Annotated in this window: 13 protein-coding genes; 3 read left to right on the top strand and 10 right to left on the bottom strand. The window is 71.6% G+C overall.

Annotated elements, in window-relative coordinates:
• Positions 1-29 precede the first annotated feature (29 nt).
• Positions 30-1,463, bottom strand: coding sequence for an RsmB/NOP family class I SAM-dependent RNA methyltransferase (locus ACIP6N_RS18170; protein ID WP_401816726.1), 1,434 nt, complete (start codon positions 1,461-1,463; stop codon positions 30-32).
• A 32-nt stretch (positions 1,464-1,495) separates the two neighbouring features.
• On the bottom strand, positions 1,496-2,440 hold the full coding sequence (gene fmt / locus ACIP6N_RS18165) for a methionyl-tRNA formyltransferase (protein ID WP_401816725.1): 945 nt from the start codon (positions 2,438-2,440) through the stop codon (positions 1,496-1,498).
• 278 nt (positions 2,441-2,718) lie between these two features.
• Here fmt and ACIP6N_RS18160 point away from each other — a divergent pair, with 278 nt between their 5' ends.
• On the top strand, positions 2,719-3,261 hold the full coding sequence (locus tag ACIP6N_RS18160; protein ID WP_401816724.1) for a hypothetical protein: 543 nt from the start codon (positions 2,719-2,721) through the stop codon (positions 3,259-3,261).
• A gap of 428 nt (positions 3,262-3,689) precedes the next feature.
• Here the strand turns inward: ACIP6N_RS18160 and ACIP6N_RS18155 are convergent, their stop codons facing one another.
• On the bottom strand, positions 3,690-5,837 hold the full coding sequence (locus ACIP6N_RS18155) for a primosomal protein N' (RefSeq protein WP_401816723.1): 2,148 nt from the start codon (positions 5,835-5,837) through the stop codon (positions 3,690-3,692).
• Positions 5,838-6,077: 240 nt separating this feature from the next.
• On the opposite strand from ACIP6N_RS18155, the gene ACIP6N_RS18150 reads away from it, so the two are divergent.
• Positions 6,078-7,394: an aldehyde dehydrogenase family protein gene (locus ACIP6N_RS18150; protein WP_401816722.1), complete on the top strand. Its 1,317-nt coding sequence runs from the start codon at positions 6,078-6,080 to the stop codon at positions 7,392-7,394.
• 202 nt (positions 7,395-7,596) lie between these two features.
• Positions 7,597-8,598 carry an oxidoreductase gene (locus ACIP6N_RS18145; protein WP_401816721.1) on the top strand — a complete coding sequence of 334 codons (1,002 nt, stop codon included), beginning with the start codon at positions 7,597-7,599 and terminating at the stop codon, positions 8,596-8,598.
• 174 nt (positions 8,599-8,772) lie between these two features.
• On the opposite strand, the gene metK is transcribed toward ACIP6N_RS18145, so the two are convergent.
• From metK to ACIP6N_RS18110, 7 genes are all read right to left on the bottom strand, one after another.
• On the bottom strand, positions 8,773-9,981 hold the full coding sequence (metK, locus tag ACIP6N_RS18140; protein WP_401816720.1) for a methionine adenosyltransferase: 1,209 nt from the start codon (positions 9,979-9,981) through the stop codon (positions 8,773-8,775).
• A gap of 308 nt (positions 9,982-10,289) precedes the next feature.
• Positions 10,290-11,522 carry a bifunctional phosphopantothenoylcysteine decarboxylase/phosphopantothenate--cysteine ligase CoaBC gene (gene coaBC / locus ACIP6N_RS18135; protein ID WP_401816718.1) on the bottom strand — a complete coding sequence of 411 codons (1,233 nt, stop codon included), beginning with the start codon at positions 11,520-11,522 and terminating at the stop codon, positions 10,290-10,292.
• Between the two features lie 130 nt (positions 11,523-11,652).
• A complete protein-coding gene (gene rpoZ / locus ACIP6N_RS18130; RefSeq protein WP_040019913.1) occupies positions 11,653-11,925 on the bottom strand; it encodes a DNA-directed RNA polymerase subunit omega in 273 nt (90 codons plus the stop codon).
• 82 nt (positions 11,926-12,007) lie between these two features.
• Positions 12,008-12,571: a guanylate kinase gene (gene gmk / locus ACIP6N_RS18125; protein ID WP_401816716.1), complete on the bottom strand. Its 564-nt coding sequence runs from the start codon at positions 12,569-12,571 to the stop codon at positions 12,008-12,010.
• A gap of 38 nt (positions 12,572-12,609) precedes the next feature.
• Positions 12,610-12,933 carry an integration host factor gene (locus tag ACIP6N_RS18120; protein WP_040019917.1) on the bottom strand — a complete coding sequence of 108 codons (324 nt, stop codon included), beginning with the start codon at positions 12,931-12,933 and terminating at the stop codon, positions 12,610-12,612.
• A gap of 222 nt (positions 12,934-13,155) precedes the next feature.
• Positions 13,156-14,040 (bottom strand): orotidine-5'-phosphate decarboxylase, encoded by an 885-nt coding sequence (pyrF, locus tag ACIP6N_RS18115; protein ID WP_401816715.1) that lies wholly within the window; start codon positions 14,038-14,040, stop codon positions 13,156-13,158.
• The gene (locus ACIP6N_RS18110) at positions 14,037-15,146 is read right to left on the bottom strand and encodes a quinone-dependent dihydroorotate dehydrogenase (RefSeq protein ID WP_401816714.1); all 1,110 of its coding nucleotides are present in this window, start codon (positions 15,144-15,146) and stop codon (positions 14,037-14,039) included. The genes pyrF and ACIP6N_RS18110 overlap by 4 nt, the downstream gene beginning before the upstream one ends.
• Positions 15,147-15,157: the final 11 nt, after the last annotated feature.

Below are 15,157 nucleotides of genomic sequence, written 5' to 3'. Positions count from 1 at the left end.
CCGGCTCGCCCGGCCGCCGTACCGGCCCGTCAGGCGGTGCGCCGCAGCAGGGCCAGGTACATCGCGTCCGTGCCGTGCAGGTGCGGCCACAGCTGGACGTCGGGTCCGTCCCCCAGCGCGGGGACCCCGGGCATCAGCGGCCTGGCGTCGATCCACTCCGCCTCGACGGGCTGCCCGCCGCGGCCCTTCAGGACGTCCTCGACCACGACGCGCGTCTCGGCGAGGTGCGGCGAGCAGGTCGCGTATCCGACGACGCCGCCGACCCGGACCGCGCCCAGCGCCTCGCGCAGCAGATTGCGCTGGAGCGGGGCGAATCCCTCCAGGTCCGTGACCCGGCGGCGCCAGCGCGCCTCCGGCCTGCGGCGGAGCGCTCCGAGTCCGGAGCAGGGCACGTCGACCAGCACGCGGTCGAAGGAGCCCGGCAGCCAGGGCGGGCGGGTGCCGTCCGCGGTGATCACCTGGTAAGGACCGGGGTTTCCGGCCAGCGCGCGTTCGACCAGCCTCGCCCGGTGCGGCTGCTTCTCGGCGGCCAGCAGCGAGGCGCCGCGCCCCGCGGCCAGCGCCGCGAGCAGCGCGGCCTTGCCGCCGGGTCCCGCGCAGCCGTCGAGCCAGCGCGCGTCCGGACCCTCCACGGGGGCGTTGGCGAGGGCGATCGCCACCAGCTGGCTGCCCTCGTCCTGTACACCGGCACGGCCGTCCCGTACGGCGTCCAGCGCGCCGGGCTCGCCGCCCTCGGCCAGCCGTACGGCATAGGGCGACCAGCGGCCGGGCAGCCCAGACTCCTCGCCGACCGCGTCCATCAGCTCATCGGTGGTGGAGCGGCCGGGCCTGGCGACGAGCGTCACCTCGGGCCGTTCGTTGTCGGATTCGAGCAGATCCTCGATGCCCGCGCGCCCGCCGCCCAGCGCGTCCCAGAGTGCGGAAACGATCCAGCGCGGATGGGAGTGGACCACCGCGAGGTGGTCCTCCGCGTCCTCGTCGTACGGCGGCGCCACCCGGCCGAGCCAGGTGTCGAGATCGTCCTGCGCGATCTTGCGCAGCACGGCGTTGACGAACTTGGCGCGCCCGTCCCCGAGCACCACCCGCGCCAGCTCCACACTCGCGGAAACGGCGGCGTGCGTGGGGATCCGGGTCCCCAGCAGCTGGTGCGCGCCCAGGGCCAGCACGTCGAGCACCGGCGGATCCACCTCGCGCAGCGGCCGGTCGATGCACGCGGAGATGATCGCGTCGTACGTCCCCTGCCGCCGCAGGGTGCCGTAGACGAGTTCGGTGGCGAGCGCCGCGTCGCGCGTCTCGAAGTCCGGATTCTCGCGGGCCTTCTTCAGCAGCGGCGGGAGCACGAGGTTGGCGTACGCGTCACGTTCGTCGACGGCCCTCAGCGCCTCGAAGGCGAGGATCCGCACGGGATCCTTCTTGGGGCGGCGGTACGGCTTGGGGGGACGGCGACGGGCCTGCTCGTTCAAAGGTGCTCCGCGGTGAGAAGAGTCGTTCCCCCTCAGCCTACGTCCGCCGCGCCGAGCCTTTCGCCCTGGGCGATCCGCACCCCGCGGGCCCAGTCGGCGGCGCGCATCGGCTTCTTGCCCTGCGGCTGGACCCACAGCAGCTCGACGGCGTACGAACCGGTGCCCGCGTAGACGTTGTTCTTGCCGACCGCGAGCACTCCGGGGGCCAGCTCCGTACGGTCGGGCGCCGGCGCCGCGTGGATCAGCTTCAGCCGCTCGCCCCGGAAGACGGTCCAGGCACCGGGCGCGGGCGTGCACGCGCGGACCACGCGGTCGACCCGCAGGGCCGGCGCCGACCAGTCCACCCGGGCGTCCTCGACGCCGAGCTTGGGCGCGAGCGAGATGCCGTCCGCGGGCTGCGGCACGGGCTTGAGCGAACCGTCCTCGATGCCGTCCATGGTGGCGGCGAGCAGCCCGGCCCCCGCGAAGGCGAGCCGGGTCAGCAGGTCCCCGCTGGTGTCGGTGGGCCGTACCTCTTCGGTGATCACGCCGTACACAGGACCGGAGTCGAGCCCTTCCTCGATCTGGAAGGTCGCCGCGCCGGTGACCTCGTCGCCCGCCATCACGGCGTGCTGGACGGGCGCGGCGCCGCGCCAGGCGGGCAGCAGCGAGAAGTGCAGATTCACCCAGCCCTGCAAGGGCACGTCGAGGGCGGCCTTCGGCAGCAGGGCGCCGTACGCGACCACGGGACAGCAGTCGGGCGCGATCTCACGCAGCCGCGCGAGGAAATCCTCGTCGCGGGGCCTGGCGGGCCGCAGCACCTCGATGCCCGCCTCCTGCGCGCGCTGCGCGACCGGGCTCGCGACGCGGTGGCGGCCGCGGCCCGACGGCGCGTCCGGCCGGGTCACGACAGCGACGACCTCATGCCGGTCGGAGGCGATCAGTGCGTCCAGGGCGGGTACGGCGACCTCGGGGGTGCCGGCGAAGACGAGCTTCATCGGTGACTGACTGCCTCTCGGGCTGGAACCTGGGACCGGCACCCGGGGCGGGGCCGGTGCCCTGGACCGGGGGCCAGGGCTGGAACGACGAGCGGCGCACCAGTCTATGGGCCGCCCACCGGGGGTGCACACGACCGTCCGCGCGCCTCGGATTACGCGGATACGCCCCCGTAGCGTGACCACATGGCCCGCTGGCGCGTTGTCAAGAGAGATTGACCCCCACGCGGGCCGCACCGGTGCGGCCCGGACCTTTCCACGCCGGTTCGAGAGGCTTGTTCATGGCCGACCACGCAACCCACGACGCCCAAGCCCGAGCGAGTCTGCACCTGTTGGTGCGCGACATCGAGCGGGTCCGCCGCCAGGTGGACGCTCTGCGCACCCTCACCGCTCAGCTGGGCAACGTCTACCGTCCGCGCCGATCGGGGCCGTCCACGGGCTTCGTCGTCTACGGCAGAGCCCCGGCACCGACCGTCCGTCTGGCGCAGGAGCTGCGGGACAGCGTCGAGACCCTGGTGACCGCGGCGGTGGACTTCGACCGCTCGCTCGGCTTCTCGTGGGACGCGGTCGGGTCGGCGCTGGGAGTCACCAAGCAGGCGGTGCACCGCCGTTACGGCTCGCGCCGCAGTGTGGCCCAGCAGCCGGGCCCGGTCGAGACCGACCAGGACGCCACGGCGTCCACCACCACCTCCACCGTGCCGGCCGTGCCCCGGCCGCCGGTTCCTACGGTGCCCGCGGCCCGCTCGATGCCACCGCAGCCGACGGTGCAGTCGCTCCGCGAGGAGACCAGGCCGGGCGCGTTCCCCGGCCCCAGGGGCGGCTGAGCGCGGAACGGCCGCCGGCGGGCACGGGTTTGCGCGCAACCGGCTTGCGCGCGCGCCCGGCGGTCCGCCGGCGGTCACGTGCAGGCGCGGTGCCGGGGCGGAGAGGGCGCCGGACTTGGTTCTCGGTCGCGCCGCGCGGTTGCCCGCGCCGGTCGCGTATGCGGGCTGCGCGAGGCGGCCGTGGCCGGACGACGGCAGACGGTGTCGTCCGCCTCGCGCCCCCGGCGTACTCCTCCGGGGCTTCCCCGCAGCCGTCCCGCTCAATTGGCCGTCGCACTCACGCGGCGGTCCCACGCACATGGCCGTCCGACTCACCCGGCCCTCCCACGCAGGCGGCCGTCCCACTCTCGCGGCCGGTTCGGGAGCGCGTCCCGTCACGGCCGGCTCCCTCACCCCACCCCGCCTGCGTGCGTCAGCCGATGGCTCCGTCAGCCGATGTCCGGGGGATCGATCCGCACCCGTACCGGATCTCCTCCGCCCCGCGCCAACCGACCTGCCTGCGCCGCCTTGAGCGCCGCCGCCAGCGCCGCGCCGCCCCCCGGCCGGACTCGCAGCAGCGCCCGTTCCCAGCTCTCTCCCGGCGGCGGATCTCCCGCCCGGCGCGGTCGCGCCGGATCCGTCATCGGCAGCGGCACGGGGCCCAGCACCTCCACGCCGTCCGGCAGTGACGCGGCCGTCAGAAACGCCTCGAGCACACCGACCCGGCCGGCCACCGCCGCCATCCGCGACACCGGCGGGAACCCCAGCTCGGCCCGCTCCGCCAGCTCCCGCTGTGCGTGCCCCACCGGGTCCCACCGCACCAGCGCCTGCACCGGCCTCAGCGTCGGCTCCGCCACCACGACCACCACACCGCCCTCGCCCTGTCCCCGCACCAGCGCGGCGGCCTGCGTCCAGCGCCGCAGTGCCTCCTCCCCGGCCCGCAGATCGGGCCGGCCGAGCATCGCCCAGCCGTCCAGCAGCAGCGCGGCCGCGTAGCCACCCTCCGCCACCGGCTCCGCCCCCGGCGTGCTCACCACCAGCGCGGGCCGTCCCGGCACCGAGTCGAGCACATGGTCACGCCCCGACGTACGGACCGGCACGGCCGGAAACGCGCGGCCCAGCTCCTCCGCCGTCCGCCGCGCCCCGACGACCTGCGCGCGCAGCCGCGTACTCCCGCACTCCACGCACTGCCAGCCGGCCTCGGCCCGCCCGCACCACGCACAGTGCAACTCCCTTTGCTGAGAAGCCTCCAGCGGGCCGGCGCAGTGCCTGCACCGGGCCGGCGTACGGCACCGCTCGCAGGCGAGCCGGGGTACGTAGCCCCGCCTCGGCACCTGCACCAGCACAGGTCCGGTCTTCAGCCCGTCCCTGACGGCCTGCCAGGCGAGACTGGGCAAACGGGCCGCCCTGGCCGCCTCGTCGCGCGCCAAGTCCCCGTCGCCGACGGTCCGTACGCGCGGCGCCGCGTTGCGCACCTGCTCGCGGTCGGCAGCGATCGGCAGCGCCCATCCCGTCTCGACCAGTTGCGCGGCCTCGACCGTGCACCCCGTACTCCCCAGCAGGAAACCGCACTTGTCGTGCGCGGCGCGGAGCAGCAGCACCTCGCGCGCGTGCGGCTGCGGGGCGTGCTGTTCGCTGTGGCTGCCGTCGCCGTCGTCCCAGATGGCGACGAGCCCCAGATCACGCACCGGCGCGAACATGGCCGCGCGCGTCCCGATCACCGCGCGGACCGAGCCGCGCCGTACGGCCAGCCACTCCCGGTACCGCTTCTCGGGGCCGGCCTCCGCGGTGAGCAGGGCATGGCGGCCCTCGCCGAGCACGGCTGTGAGGGCGGTGTCGAGCCGCGCGGCGACCCGGCCGTCCGGCACGACGACGAGCGCGCCCCGGCCCGACGCCAGCGTCGCCGCGACGGCCCGCGCCAGTTCGTCCGCCCACTCCGGCCCCGGCAGCGCCGTCCACACGGCGCGCGGGGCGCCACCGGCGGCGAGGGCGTCGAGGAACGCCGCGCCCTTCCCGTACCGCACCCATGTCCCCGGGTCGGGCGCGGCGGGCGGCTTCGGCGGTTCGGGAGAGGGCTTCGACTCGGCGCGCGCGTTCCTCGGCGGGATCGCGAGCTGGAGGACGTCCGCCAGGCTTCCCGCGTACCGGTCGGCGACGGCGCGCGCGAGCCCCAGCAGCTCCGCGCTCAGCACCGGCTCGGGCGACACGACTCCGGCCAGCGCGGCCAGCGGCCCCGAGTAGTCGGAGTCGGCGCGCCGCTCCACCACGAACCCGTCGATCAGCCGCCCGCCCTCGCGCCGCCCGCCCCGCACCTGATGCGCCCCGGCCCCGAACCGCACCCGCACCCGCACACCCGGCTGCGCGTCCTCGTCCAGCTCCTCCGGCACGGCGTAGTCGAAGAACTGGTCAAGATGGAGCACGCCCTTGTTGACCACCACCCGTGCCACCGGAAACTCCCGGGCCAGCGCGGCCCCCCGCCACGTCCGCGGCTTGGCCCGCGGCACCTTGGCCTTCCGCACGGTCTCCCGAATGAGCGCAAGCTGCTCAGGGCCACCGCCGTCGGCGGAGCGCCCGGACTGCTCGTCGTCGCTGCTCACAGCCAAATTCCTACCAGACAGCACTGACAGAGCCGACCTGCGTGCGCCATACGGCCTCGGCCCCGGTCCTGGCGTTCCCGCTTCCTGAGCCGGGCGGGCGGCTCCGGCGGAGACTGCGCAAACCAGGCCGGCGGGAGCGCGGCCGCCCTGGGATTCCGGCGAGGGGGCCTCCCCCGGAGGTAACCGGCGCGGCCTAGTGTTGGTACGTACACACATCTGTCGCGCCACTCAAGGAGCCATGTGCAGTCCACCGTTGGACAACCCGCCGATGTCGTCGCCCGGCTGCGTGCCACCTTCCGTACCGGCCGTACCAAGCCGCTCGCCTGGCGTACGGAGCAGCTGCGCGGGCTGCGGGCCATGCTGACCGAGCACGGTCAGGAGTTCGCCGCCGCGCTGCGGGAGGATCTGGGAAAGCCCGAGCGTGAGGCGTTCCGTACCGAGATCGACTTCACCGTGCGCGAGATCGACCACACGCTGGAGCGGCTGGAGGGCTGGCTGCGGCCCGAGCCCGCGGAGGTTCCCGAGCACCTCGGTTCAGCGACCGCCTGGACGGTGCAGGATCCTCTGGGTGTCGTGCTGGTCATCGCGCCGTGGAACTACCCGGCGCAGCTGCTGCTCGCGCCCGTGGTGGGCGCGCTCGCGGCGGGCAACTGCGTTGTCGCGAAGCCGAGCGAGATGGCCCCCGCCACCTCGCGTGTCGTCGCGGAATTCCTGCCGCGCTACCTCGACAGCGACGCGGTGGCCGTGGTGGAGGGCGCGATTCCGGAGACGACCGCGCTCCTTGAACAGCACTTCGACCACATCTTCTACACCGGCAACGGCGCCGTGGGCCGTATCGTGCTGCGGGCGGCCGCCGAGCACCTCACGCCGGTGGCGCTGGAACTCGGCGGCAAGTCGCCCGCCTTCGTCGACCGGGACACCGACCCGGCGACGGTGGCCGCCCGGCTCGTGTCCGCCAAATTCCTGAACGCAGGCCAGACCTGTGTCGCCCCCGACTACGTCATCACCGACCCGGGGACAGCGCGCGCGCTGGAAGAGGCGCTGGCGAAGGCGGTACTGGAGAAGTTCGGCGCCGATCCGGCTGTCTCGCCCGACTACGGCCGTATCGTCAACGAACGGCACTTCGACCGGCTGACCGGCCTCCTCGATTCGGGCCGTACCGTCGTCGGCGGCGAGCACGACCGTGCGAACCGCTACATCGCCCCGACGGTGCTGGCCGGGGTGTCGCCGGATTCCCCGGTCATGGCCGAGGAGATTTTCGGCCCGCTGCTGCCGATCGTGGAGGTCGAGGGGCTGGACGAGGCCATCGCGTTCATCAACGACCGGCCCAAGCCGCTGGCGCTGTACGCGTTCACCGAATCCTCCGCGACCCGCGACCGGCTGACGGCGGAGACCTCGTCGGGTGCCCTCGGCTTCGGCCTTCCCGTGGCCCATCTCACCGTGTCCGACCTGCCGTTCGGCGGTGTGGGCGAGAGCGGCATGGGCCGTTACCACGGCCGCTACTCCCTGGAGACGTTCAGCCACCGCAAGGCCGTGCTGCACAAGCCGCTCAGCTGAGCCGGGAAAGACCTCCCTGTGAGCCCTGTGGCGGCCGGCGCTTCTGCGCGCCGGCCGCCACGCCCGCTCGGGCCCGAGTGAGCGTGGGAGGGGACCGGCTCTTCCCGCGTCCGTACGGTCACGTACGCCGTACGGATCAACAAGCAGTCCTCTCCCGGGAGGCCGGCCGTACGCTGCTCGTAATCACGAGGAGAGGCCTGCCATGCCCACGCCGCAAAAGCCCGTCAATTCCGGTTTCAGCGCGCAGTCCACCACCGCCGATGTCATTGACGGGATCGACCTGTCCGGCAAAGTCGCCGTTGTCACGGGCGGCTATTCCGGTATCGGCCTTGAAACCACCCGAACGCTGCGCTCGGCGGGCGCCGAAGTCGTCGTGCCGGCCCGCGATCACGACAAGGCCGCGAACGCGCTGAAGGGGATCGACGGAGTCGAGATCGAGGCGATGGAGCTGACCGACCCGGTGTCCGTCGACGCCTTCGCGGAACGGTTCCGTGCTTCCGGCCGGCCGCTGCACATCCTGGTGAACAGCGCGGGAATCATGGCCTCCCCACTGATCCGGGACGCCCGGGGATACGAATCACAGTTCGCGACCAACCACCTGGGCCACTTCCAGCTCACGGCCCGCCTGTGGCCCGCCCTGCGCGAGGCGGACGGAGCGCGAGTCGTATCGGTCTCGTCCTGGGGCCACCGCTTCTCACCGGTCGTGTTCGAGGACCCCAATTTCGACCGCCGCGACTACGACCGCTGGTCGTCCTACGGCCAGTCGAAAACAGCCAACGTTCTCTTCGCGTGCGCCTTGGACGAGCGCGGGAAAGACGACGGGGTACGCGCCTTCTCCCTCCACCCGGGCGGCATTGCCAACACGAATCTCGGACGGTACATGAAGACAGAGGAACTTCAGGCGGCGGGTTTCCTCGACGAGAACGGAAATCCCGTGGCCAATGCCGAGGCCACGCTCAAGACGGTGGAACAGGGGGCCGCGACCAGTGTCTGGTGCGCGACGAACCCGCGGCTCGACGGAATGGGCGGCGTCTATTGCGAGAACGTCGAGGTGGCCGGCCTGGTGCCCGAGGACGAGCGGGAGGGCTGGACCCTCGAAGACGCGACCCGTCTGGTGGGCGTGATGCCCTACGCGATCGACCCCGAGGCCGCCACCCGCCTGTGGCACCTGAGCGAACAGCTCACGGGCACCACGACGGCCTGACGCCGGCCGATCAGCCGCGAAGGCCGCGTCGAGCCGGTGGCAGAACGCACATCGTTCCGCGCGCCAGGGCGTCCAGACACTGCCGCATGGAGCCGCACAACGCGACGGGCCCCGGACACCAACTGGCGTCCGGGGCCCGTCGTACGTGTTCAGGACCTTTCAGCCCCTGCGGCCCTAGAGCCCCGTGATCGCGCGGAGCGCGTCCACGCGGTCGGTGCGCTCCCAGGTGAAGTCGGGGAGTTCGCGGCCGAAGTGGCCGTATGCCGCCGTCTGGGCGTAGATCGGGCGGAGAAGGTCGAGGTCACGGATGATGGCCGCCGGGCGGAGGTCGAAGACCTCGGCGATGGCCTGCTCGATCTTCTCGGTGTCGATCGTGGCCGTGCCGAAGGTCTCGACGAACAGGCCCACCGGCTCGGCCTTGCCGATCGCGTAGGCGACCTGGACCTCGCAGCGCGCGGCAAGGCCCGCGGCCACCACGTTCTTCGCGACCCAGCGCATCGCGTACGCCGCGGAGCGGTCCACCTTCGACGGGTCCTTGCCGGAGAAGGCGCCGCCACCGTGGCGGGCCATGCCGCCGTACGTGTCGATGATGATCTTGCGGCCGGTCAGACCGGCGTCGCCCATCGGGCCGCCGATCTCGAAACGGCCGGTCGGGTTGACCAGCAGCCGGTAGCCCTCGGTGTCCAGCTTGATGCCGTCCTCGACCATCCCGTTCAGCACGTGCTCGACGACGAACTCGCGGATGTCGGGCGCGAGCAGCGAGTCCAGGTCGATGTCGGAGGCGTGCTGCGAGGAGATGACGACCGTGTCGAGGCGGACGGCCTTGTCGCCGTCGTACTCGATGGTGACCTGTGTCTTGCCGTCGGGGCGCAGGTAGGGAATGGTCCCGTTCTTGCGCACGTCGGAGAGCCTGCGGGAGAGCCGGTGTGCCAAGTGGATCGGGAGGGGCATCAGCTCGGGCGTCTCGTCGCACGCGTAGCCGAACATCAGGCCCTGGTCGCCGGCGCCCTGCTTGTCCAGATCGTCCTCATCGCCCTCGACCCGCTGCTCGTACGCGGTGTCGACCCCCTGCGCGATGTCCGGGGACTGCGCGCCGATGGACACCGACACGCCGCAGGACGCGCCGTCGAAGCCCTTCTTCGAGGAGTCGTAGCCGATCTCCAGGATCTTGTCGCGCACGAGCTGGGCGATCGGTGCGTACGCCTTCGTGGTCACCTCGCCCGCCACATGGACCTGGCCGGTCGTGATGAGGGTTTCCACGGCGACCCGGGAGGCCGGGTCCTCTCGCAGGAGCGCGTCGAGAATCGTGTCGCTGATCTGGTCAGCGATCTTGTCGGGGTGACCTTCGGTCACAGACTCCGAGGTGAACAGGCGGCGGGACACATCGCTCCCTGGGGTTGCAGCGGCTGCTGGCTCATCATGGTCGGACCGGCCGGAGGCTGCGAGCCCCTCGACGTTCCTGAGGACAGTTTATCGGTCGTATCGGGCCAGAGGTCCAGGTGTCTCGCTCCGTGGGAGTGGCGTGGCTTGAGATCACTGATTTTCAGCACGCGAAAATCTTCCGCACCCCGGGTATCGGAACACCAATTTCCTGTTGCCCAGGCCCACTCCGACGAGAGGAACACCGGCGCCGAGATCGATCGGGCACCGATTCGGCGCGACGAAGAATTCGTACGTTTTCGGGTGCGTCCTCAGCCTCGATGCCCCTCCGACGCCTCCGCCGTCCCAAACCTCGGGACGACCAGATCCCAGATGATGTCCGCCAGCGCTTCCTTCGGACCGTACGGAACCGGCGTCTCGCCGCCGTCCGCCGCCAGGACGACCGCTTCGTTCTGCTCGGATCCGAAGGTCTTGCGCTCCCCGACCTCATTGACGACCAGCAGATCGCAGCCCTTGCGCCGCAGTTTGTGCCGGCCGTTCGCCAGGACGTCGTCCGTCTCGGCGGCGAAGCCGACGATCACCTGGCCCGGGTGCGCCCGCCCGGCCGAGATCTCCGCGAGGATGTCCGGGTTGCGGACCAGCACCAGCGGCTCGGGCTCCTGGCCGTCCTTCTTCTTGATCTTGCCTGTGGCGTAATCGGCGGGCCGGAAATCCGCCACGGCCGCCGCCATGACCACCGCGTCGGCCCCCGCCGCCGCCTTCAGCACGGCTTCCCGCAGCTGGATGGCCGTCCCGACATGCACCACATCCACCCCGGCCGGGTCCGCGATGCCGGTGTTGGCCTCGATGAGGGTCACGCGGGCGCCGCGTGCCGCCGCCGTACGGGCCAGGGCGTAGCCCTGCTTCCCGGACGAGCGGTTGCCCAGGTAGCGGACGGGGTCCAGCGGCTCGCGCGTGCCGCCCGCGCTGACCACGACATGGCGTCCCGAGAGGTCGGGTACGGAGATTCCCCGGGCCAGCACCCGGCGGCAGACCTCGAAGATCTCGCCCGCGTCGGGCAGCCGGCCCTTGCCGGTGTCGACACCCGTCAGCCGTCCGACGGCGGGCTCGATCACGACGGCTCCGCGCCGGCGCAGCGTCGCGACGTTCTCCTGGGTGGCGGGGTGTTCCCACATCTCGGTGTGCATGGCCGGAGCGAAGACGACCGGGCAGCGCGCGGTGAGCAGGGTGTTCGTGAGCAGGTCATCGGCGAGGCCGTGGGCCGCCTTGGCGAGCAGGCCGGCGGTGGCGGGTGCGACGACGACCAGGTCGGCGGACTGTCCGATCCGCACGTGCGGCACCTCGTGGACGTCGGTCCAGACCTCGGTGGACACGGCGTGCCCGGAGAGCGCCGACCAGGTCGCGGCCCCCACGAAACGCAGGGCGGACTCGGTCGGTACGACCCGTACGTCGTGGCCCGACTCGGTGAGCCTGCGCAGCAGCTCGCACGCCTTGTACGCGGCGATTCCGCCGGCCACTCCCAGAACGACCTTCGGCTTGTCCACCGTGTCTCCCTCCGCCCTCGCGCCCCCGCACTGTGCCGTGGCTCTCCTATGACACACCACAGGCCCGGCAGTCACGCTGCCGGGCCTGTGGATAAAGAGCGATTGAACCTATGGACCTACCGGGCTGAACCTACTGGGCCGGGCCCTCAATGGCCTCGGAGGTCAGCAGACCCGCGTTGATCTCACGCAGGGCGATCGAGAGCGGCTTCTCGTGGACGTGGGTGTCCACCAGCGGGCCGACGTACTCGAGCAGGCCCTCACCGAGCTGCGAGTAGTAGGCGTTGATCTGACGCGCGCGCTTGGCGGCGTAGATCACCAGGCTGTACTTCGAGTCGGTTGCCTCGAGCAGCTCATCGATCGGCGGGTTGATGATGCCCTCGGGTGGGGTCATGGAAGAGGACACTCTCTAGCCTTCCGAAAATAAATCAGGAAAATCTGGCAACTCGGTTCGCTCGGACAACTCGGAGCAAACTGAGCACAACGAATCAGACAACTGCCACCAAGGCTAGCAGCTCACGCGCCACATCCTCGACGGAGGTGTTGACCAGTGACGTATCGAACTCCGATTCGGCCGCCAGTTCCACCTTCGCGGCCTCCAGCCGGCGGGCGATCACCTCGGCCGACTCGGTGCCCCGGCCGGTGAGCCGGCGCACCAGCTCGTCCCAGCTGGGCGGCGCCAGGAAGACCAGCCGCGACTCGGGCATCGATTCCTTGACCTGCCGGGCGCCCTGGAGATCGATCTCCAGGAGCACGGGTTCGCCCTGGTCCAGGCGGTCGAGCACCGCGCGGCGGGGCGTGCCGTAGCGGTTGCCCGCGAACTCCGCCCATTCCAGCAGTTCACCGTTGGCGACCAGCTTGTCGAATTCCTCGTCCGAGACGAAGAAGTACTGGACACCGTGGCGCTCACCGGGGCGCGGTTTTCTGGTCGTGGCCGACACCGAGAGCCATACCTCGGGGTGGACCTTGCGCATATGGGCGACGACCGTGCTCTTGCCGACCCCGGAGGGGCCGGAGAGCACGGTCAGCCGCGGACGTACTTCTGCTGCCATGCAGCGATTATCCAGCTTCCCGGGAGTGCCCGGGAACGTCAGGCAGGGCTACCGCCGAACTCGCGCTCCAGAGACGCGATCTGGTTGGAGCCAAGACCGCGCACACGCCGGCTCTCGGAGATACCGAGACGCTCCATGATCTGCTTGGCGCGGACCTTGCCCACGCCGGGCAGCGACTCGAGCAGGGCGGAGACCTTCATCTTTCCGATGACGTCGTTCTCCTGCCCCTGCTTGATGACGTCATGAAGGGATGCGCCGGAGTGCTTGAGTCGATTCTTGACCTCGGCCCGCTCCCGGCGAGCCGCGGCGGCCTTTTCGAGCGCGGCTGCGCGCTGTTCAGGGGTAAGGGGCGGAAGAGCCACGCCTACGTCACCTCGGATGTCGAACTGTCGGATACGGACCGGTGAGGAACCTGTTCGCCCCACACCAGGGCGAGCCACGAACAGCGAACTGCTCACTGGCTCTCGACGGAGACTAGCGGCCAACTCCGCCCGAGTCAGCGAGAACAGACGAAAAGTCCTGGTCAGCATCGATCGACAGGCACATTTACGACAATTTGCTCAGGTTTTGTCTCGTGAACGCCCTCATCCGCTTCCGTACGCACCTCCGACGGCCGTCCGAACGTCCTCCGCGAAGCGCTCCGCGGCGTCCCGCAGCGCGGTCACGTCGGGACCGTGCCGCAGGATCCCCCGGCTGACGCTCGGGACCACGTTGCCGACCGCCGCGCCGAACACACCGGGCAGATCGGCGGGCGTCGCGCCCTGCGCACCGATGCCGGGGGCCAACAGCGGTCCGTTGACGGCGAGATCGGCCCGCGCGTCGCCGAGCGTGGCGCCGACGACGGCGCCGACGGAGCCGAGTGGCGCGCTGTCCGCGTTCTCCGCCGCGATGTGATCGAGCATCACCTGTGCGAGCGAACGGCCGTCGGCGGCGGTGGCGCGCTGGACCTCCGCGCCCTCCGGGTTGGAGGTGAGGGCGAGGACGAAGACACCGGCCCCGGAGACCGCCGCCGCGTCCAGGGCCGGCCTGAGCGAACCGAAGCCGAGGTACGGGGAGACCGTGACCGCGTCCGAGAAGAGCGGCGAGTCCTGGTCGAGGTAGGCCGCCGCGTACGCGCCCATCGTGGAGCCGATGTCACCGCGCTTGGCGTCCATCAGTACCAGCGCCCCGGCCGACCGTGCCTCGGCGACGGCCTTCTCCAGGACGGCGACGCCGCGCGAGCCGAAGCGTTCGAAGAACGCCGACTGCGGCTTGAGCACGGCGACCTGGCCGGCCAGCGCCTCGACCGTCGTGCGGGTGAAGCGTTCGAGGCCCTTGATGTCGTCGGCGAGGCCCCACGCCTCGAGCAGCGCGGCGTGCGGGTCGATGCCCACGCAGAGCGGCCCGCGGCTGTCCATGGCCCGGCGCAGCCGGGTACCGAAGGGCTCCGGAGGGGTGGTGCGGGTCGTGGTGCTCGGCGCGACGATCATGCGGTCACCTTCCGGGTGTCGGCGCCGACCGCGTCGGCGAGGGTCGCGTACGGGCTGACCGCCAGACGCGCGGCGAGGCCCTTGTGCATCGCGCGCATCCAGAACGGGCCCTCGTAGATGAACGCGCTGTAGCCCTGGACGAGCGTGGCGCCCGCGAGGATGCGCTGCCAGGCGTCGTCCGCGTTCTCGACGCCGCCGACCCCGACGAGCGTGATCCGGTCGCCCACACGCGCGTACAGGCGGCGCAGGACGGCCAGGGAGCGCGCCTTCAGGGGTGCGCCGGACAGGCCGCCGGTCTCCGCGACCACCGCCGGGTCCGACACCAGGCCGAGACCGTCGCGCGCGATCGTGGTGTTGGTGGCGATGATGCCGTCCAGACCGAGTTCGACGGCCAGGTCGGCGACGGCGTCGATGTCGTCGTCCGCCAGATCGGGCGCGATCTTCACCAGCAGCGGGACACGGCGCTGCGGGACCGCGCGGTCGGCGGCCTCGCGTACGGCGGTCAGCAGTGGCCTGAGCTGGTCGACGGCCTGGAGGTTCCGCAGTCCGGGGGTGTTGGGCGAGCTGACGTTGACGACGAGGTAGTCGGCGTGGGCCGCGAGACGTTCCGCCGAGAGGACGTAGTCGGCGACCGCTTCACTCTCCGGGACGATTTTGGTCTTGCCGATGTTGACGCCGACAGTCGTACGGAAGACCTCCCGCCGCGCTTCCAGGCGCCGCGCGACGGCGGCGGAGCCGTCGTTGTTGAAGCCCATCCGGTTGATCAGGGCCCGGTCCTTGACGAGCCGGAACAGCCGCCGCTTGGGGTTGCCCGGCTGCGGCTGCCCGGTGACCGTGCCGATCTCGACGTGGTCGAAGCCGAGCATCGACATGCCGTCGATCGCGACGGCGTTCTTGTCGAAGCCCGCGGCGAGCCCGAAGGGGCCGTGCATCCGCAGGCCGAATGCCTCGGTCCGCAGCTCCGGGAAGCGGGGCGCGAGGGTGGCGGCGACGAACGTACGCAGTACGGGGACGCGGACGGCCAGCCGGATCCAGCGGAAGGCCAGGTAGTGGGCGCGCTCGGGTTCCATCCTGCGGAAGATCAGACGGAAGAAGATGCTGTACATGGAGTGGATGC

The sequence above is a fragment of the Streptomyces sp. NPDC088725 genome (genome assembly GCF_044751305.1).
In the GTDB taxonomy this organism is placed as follows: Bacteria; Actinomycetota; Actinomycetes; order Streptomycetales; family Streptomycetaceae; genus Streptomyces.
The sequence above is the reverse complement of the archived record's forward strand: the minus strand, read 5'-3'. Positions and strand labels throughout refer to the sequence as shown.

Bases quoted from the DNA above. Each gene is read 5' to 3' on its own strand.
- pyrF (WP_401816715.1), bottom strand. From the start codon at position 14,040: ATGATCGTCGCGCCGAGCACCACGACCCGCACCACCCCTCCGGAGCCC.
- fmt (WP_401816725.1), bottom strand. From the start codon at position 2,440: ATGAAGCTCGTCTTCGCCGGCACCCCCGAGGTCGCCGTACCCGCCCTG.
- ACIP6N_RS18145 (WP_401816721.1), top strand. From the start codon at position 7,597: ATGCCCACGCCGCAAAAGCCCGTCAATTCCGGTTTCAGCGCGCAGTCC.
- gmk (WP_401816716.1), bottom strand. From the start codon at position 12,571: ATGGCAGCAGAAGTACGTCCGCGGCTGACCGTGCTCTCCGGCCCCTCC.
- ACIP6N_RS18110 (WP_401816714.1), bottom strand. From the start codon at position 15,146: ATGTACAGCATCTTCTTCCGTCTGATCTTCCGCAGGATGGAACCCGAG.
- ACIP6N_RS18160 (WP_401816724.1), top strand. From the start codon at position 2,719: ATGGCCGACCACGCAACCCACGACGCCCAAGCCCGAGCGAGTCTGCAC.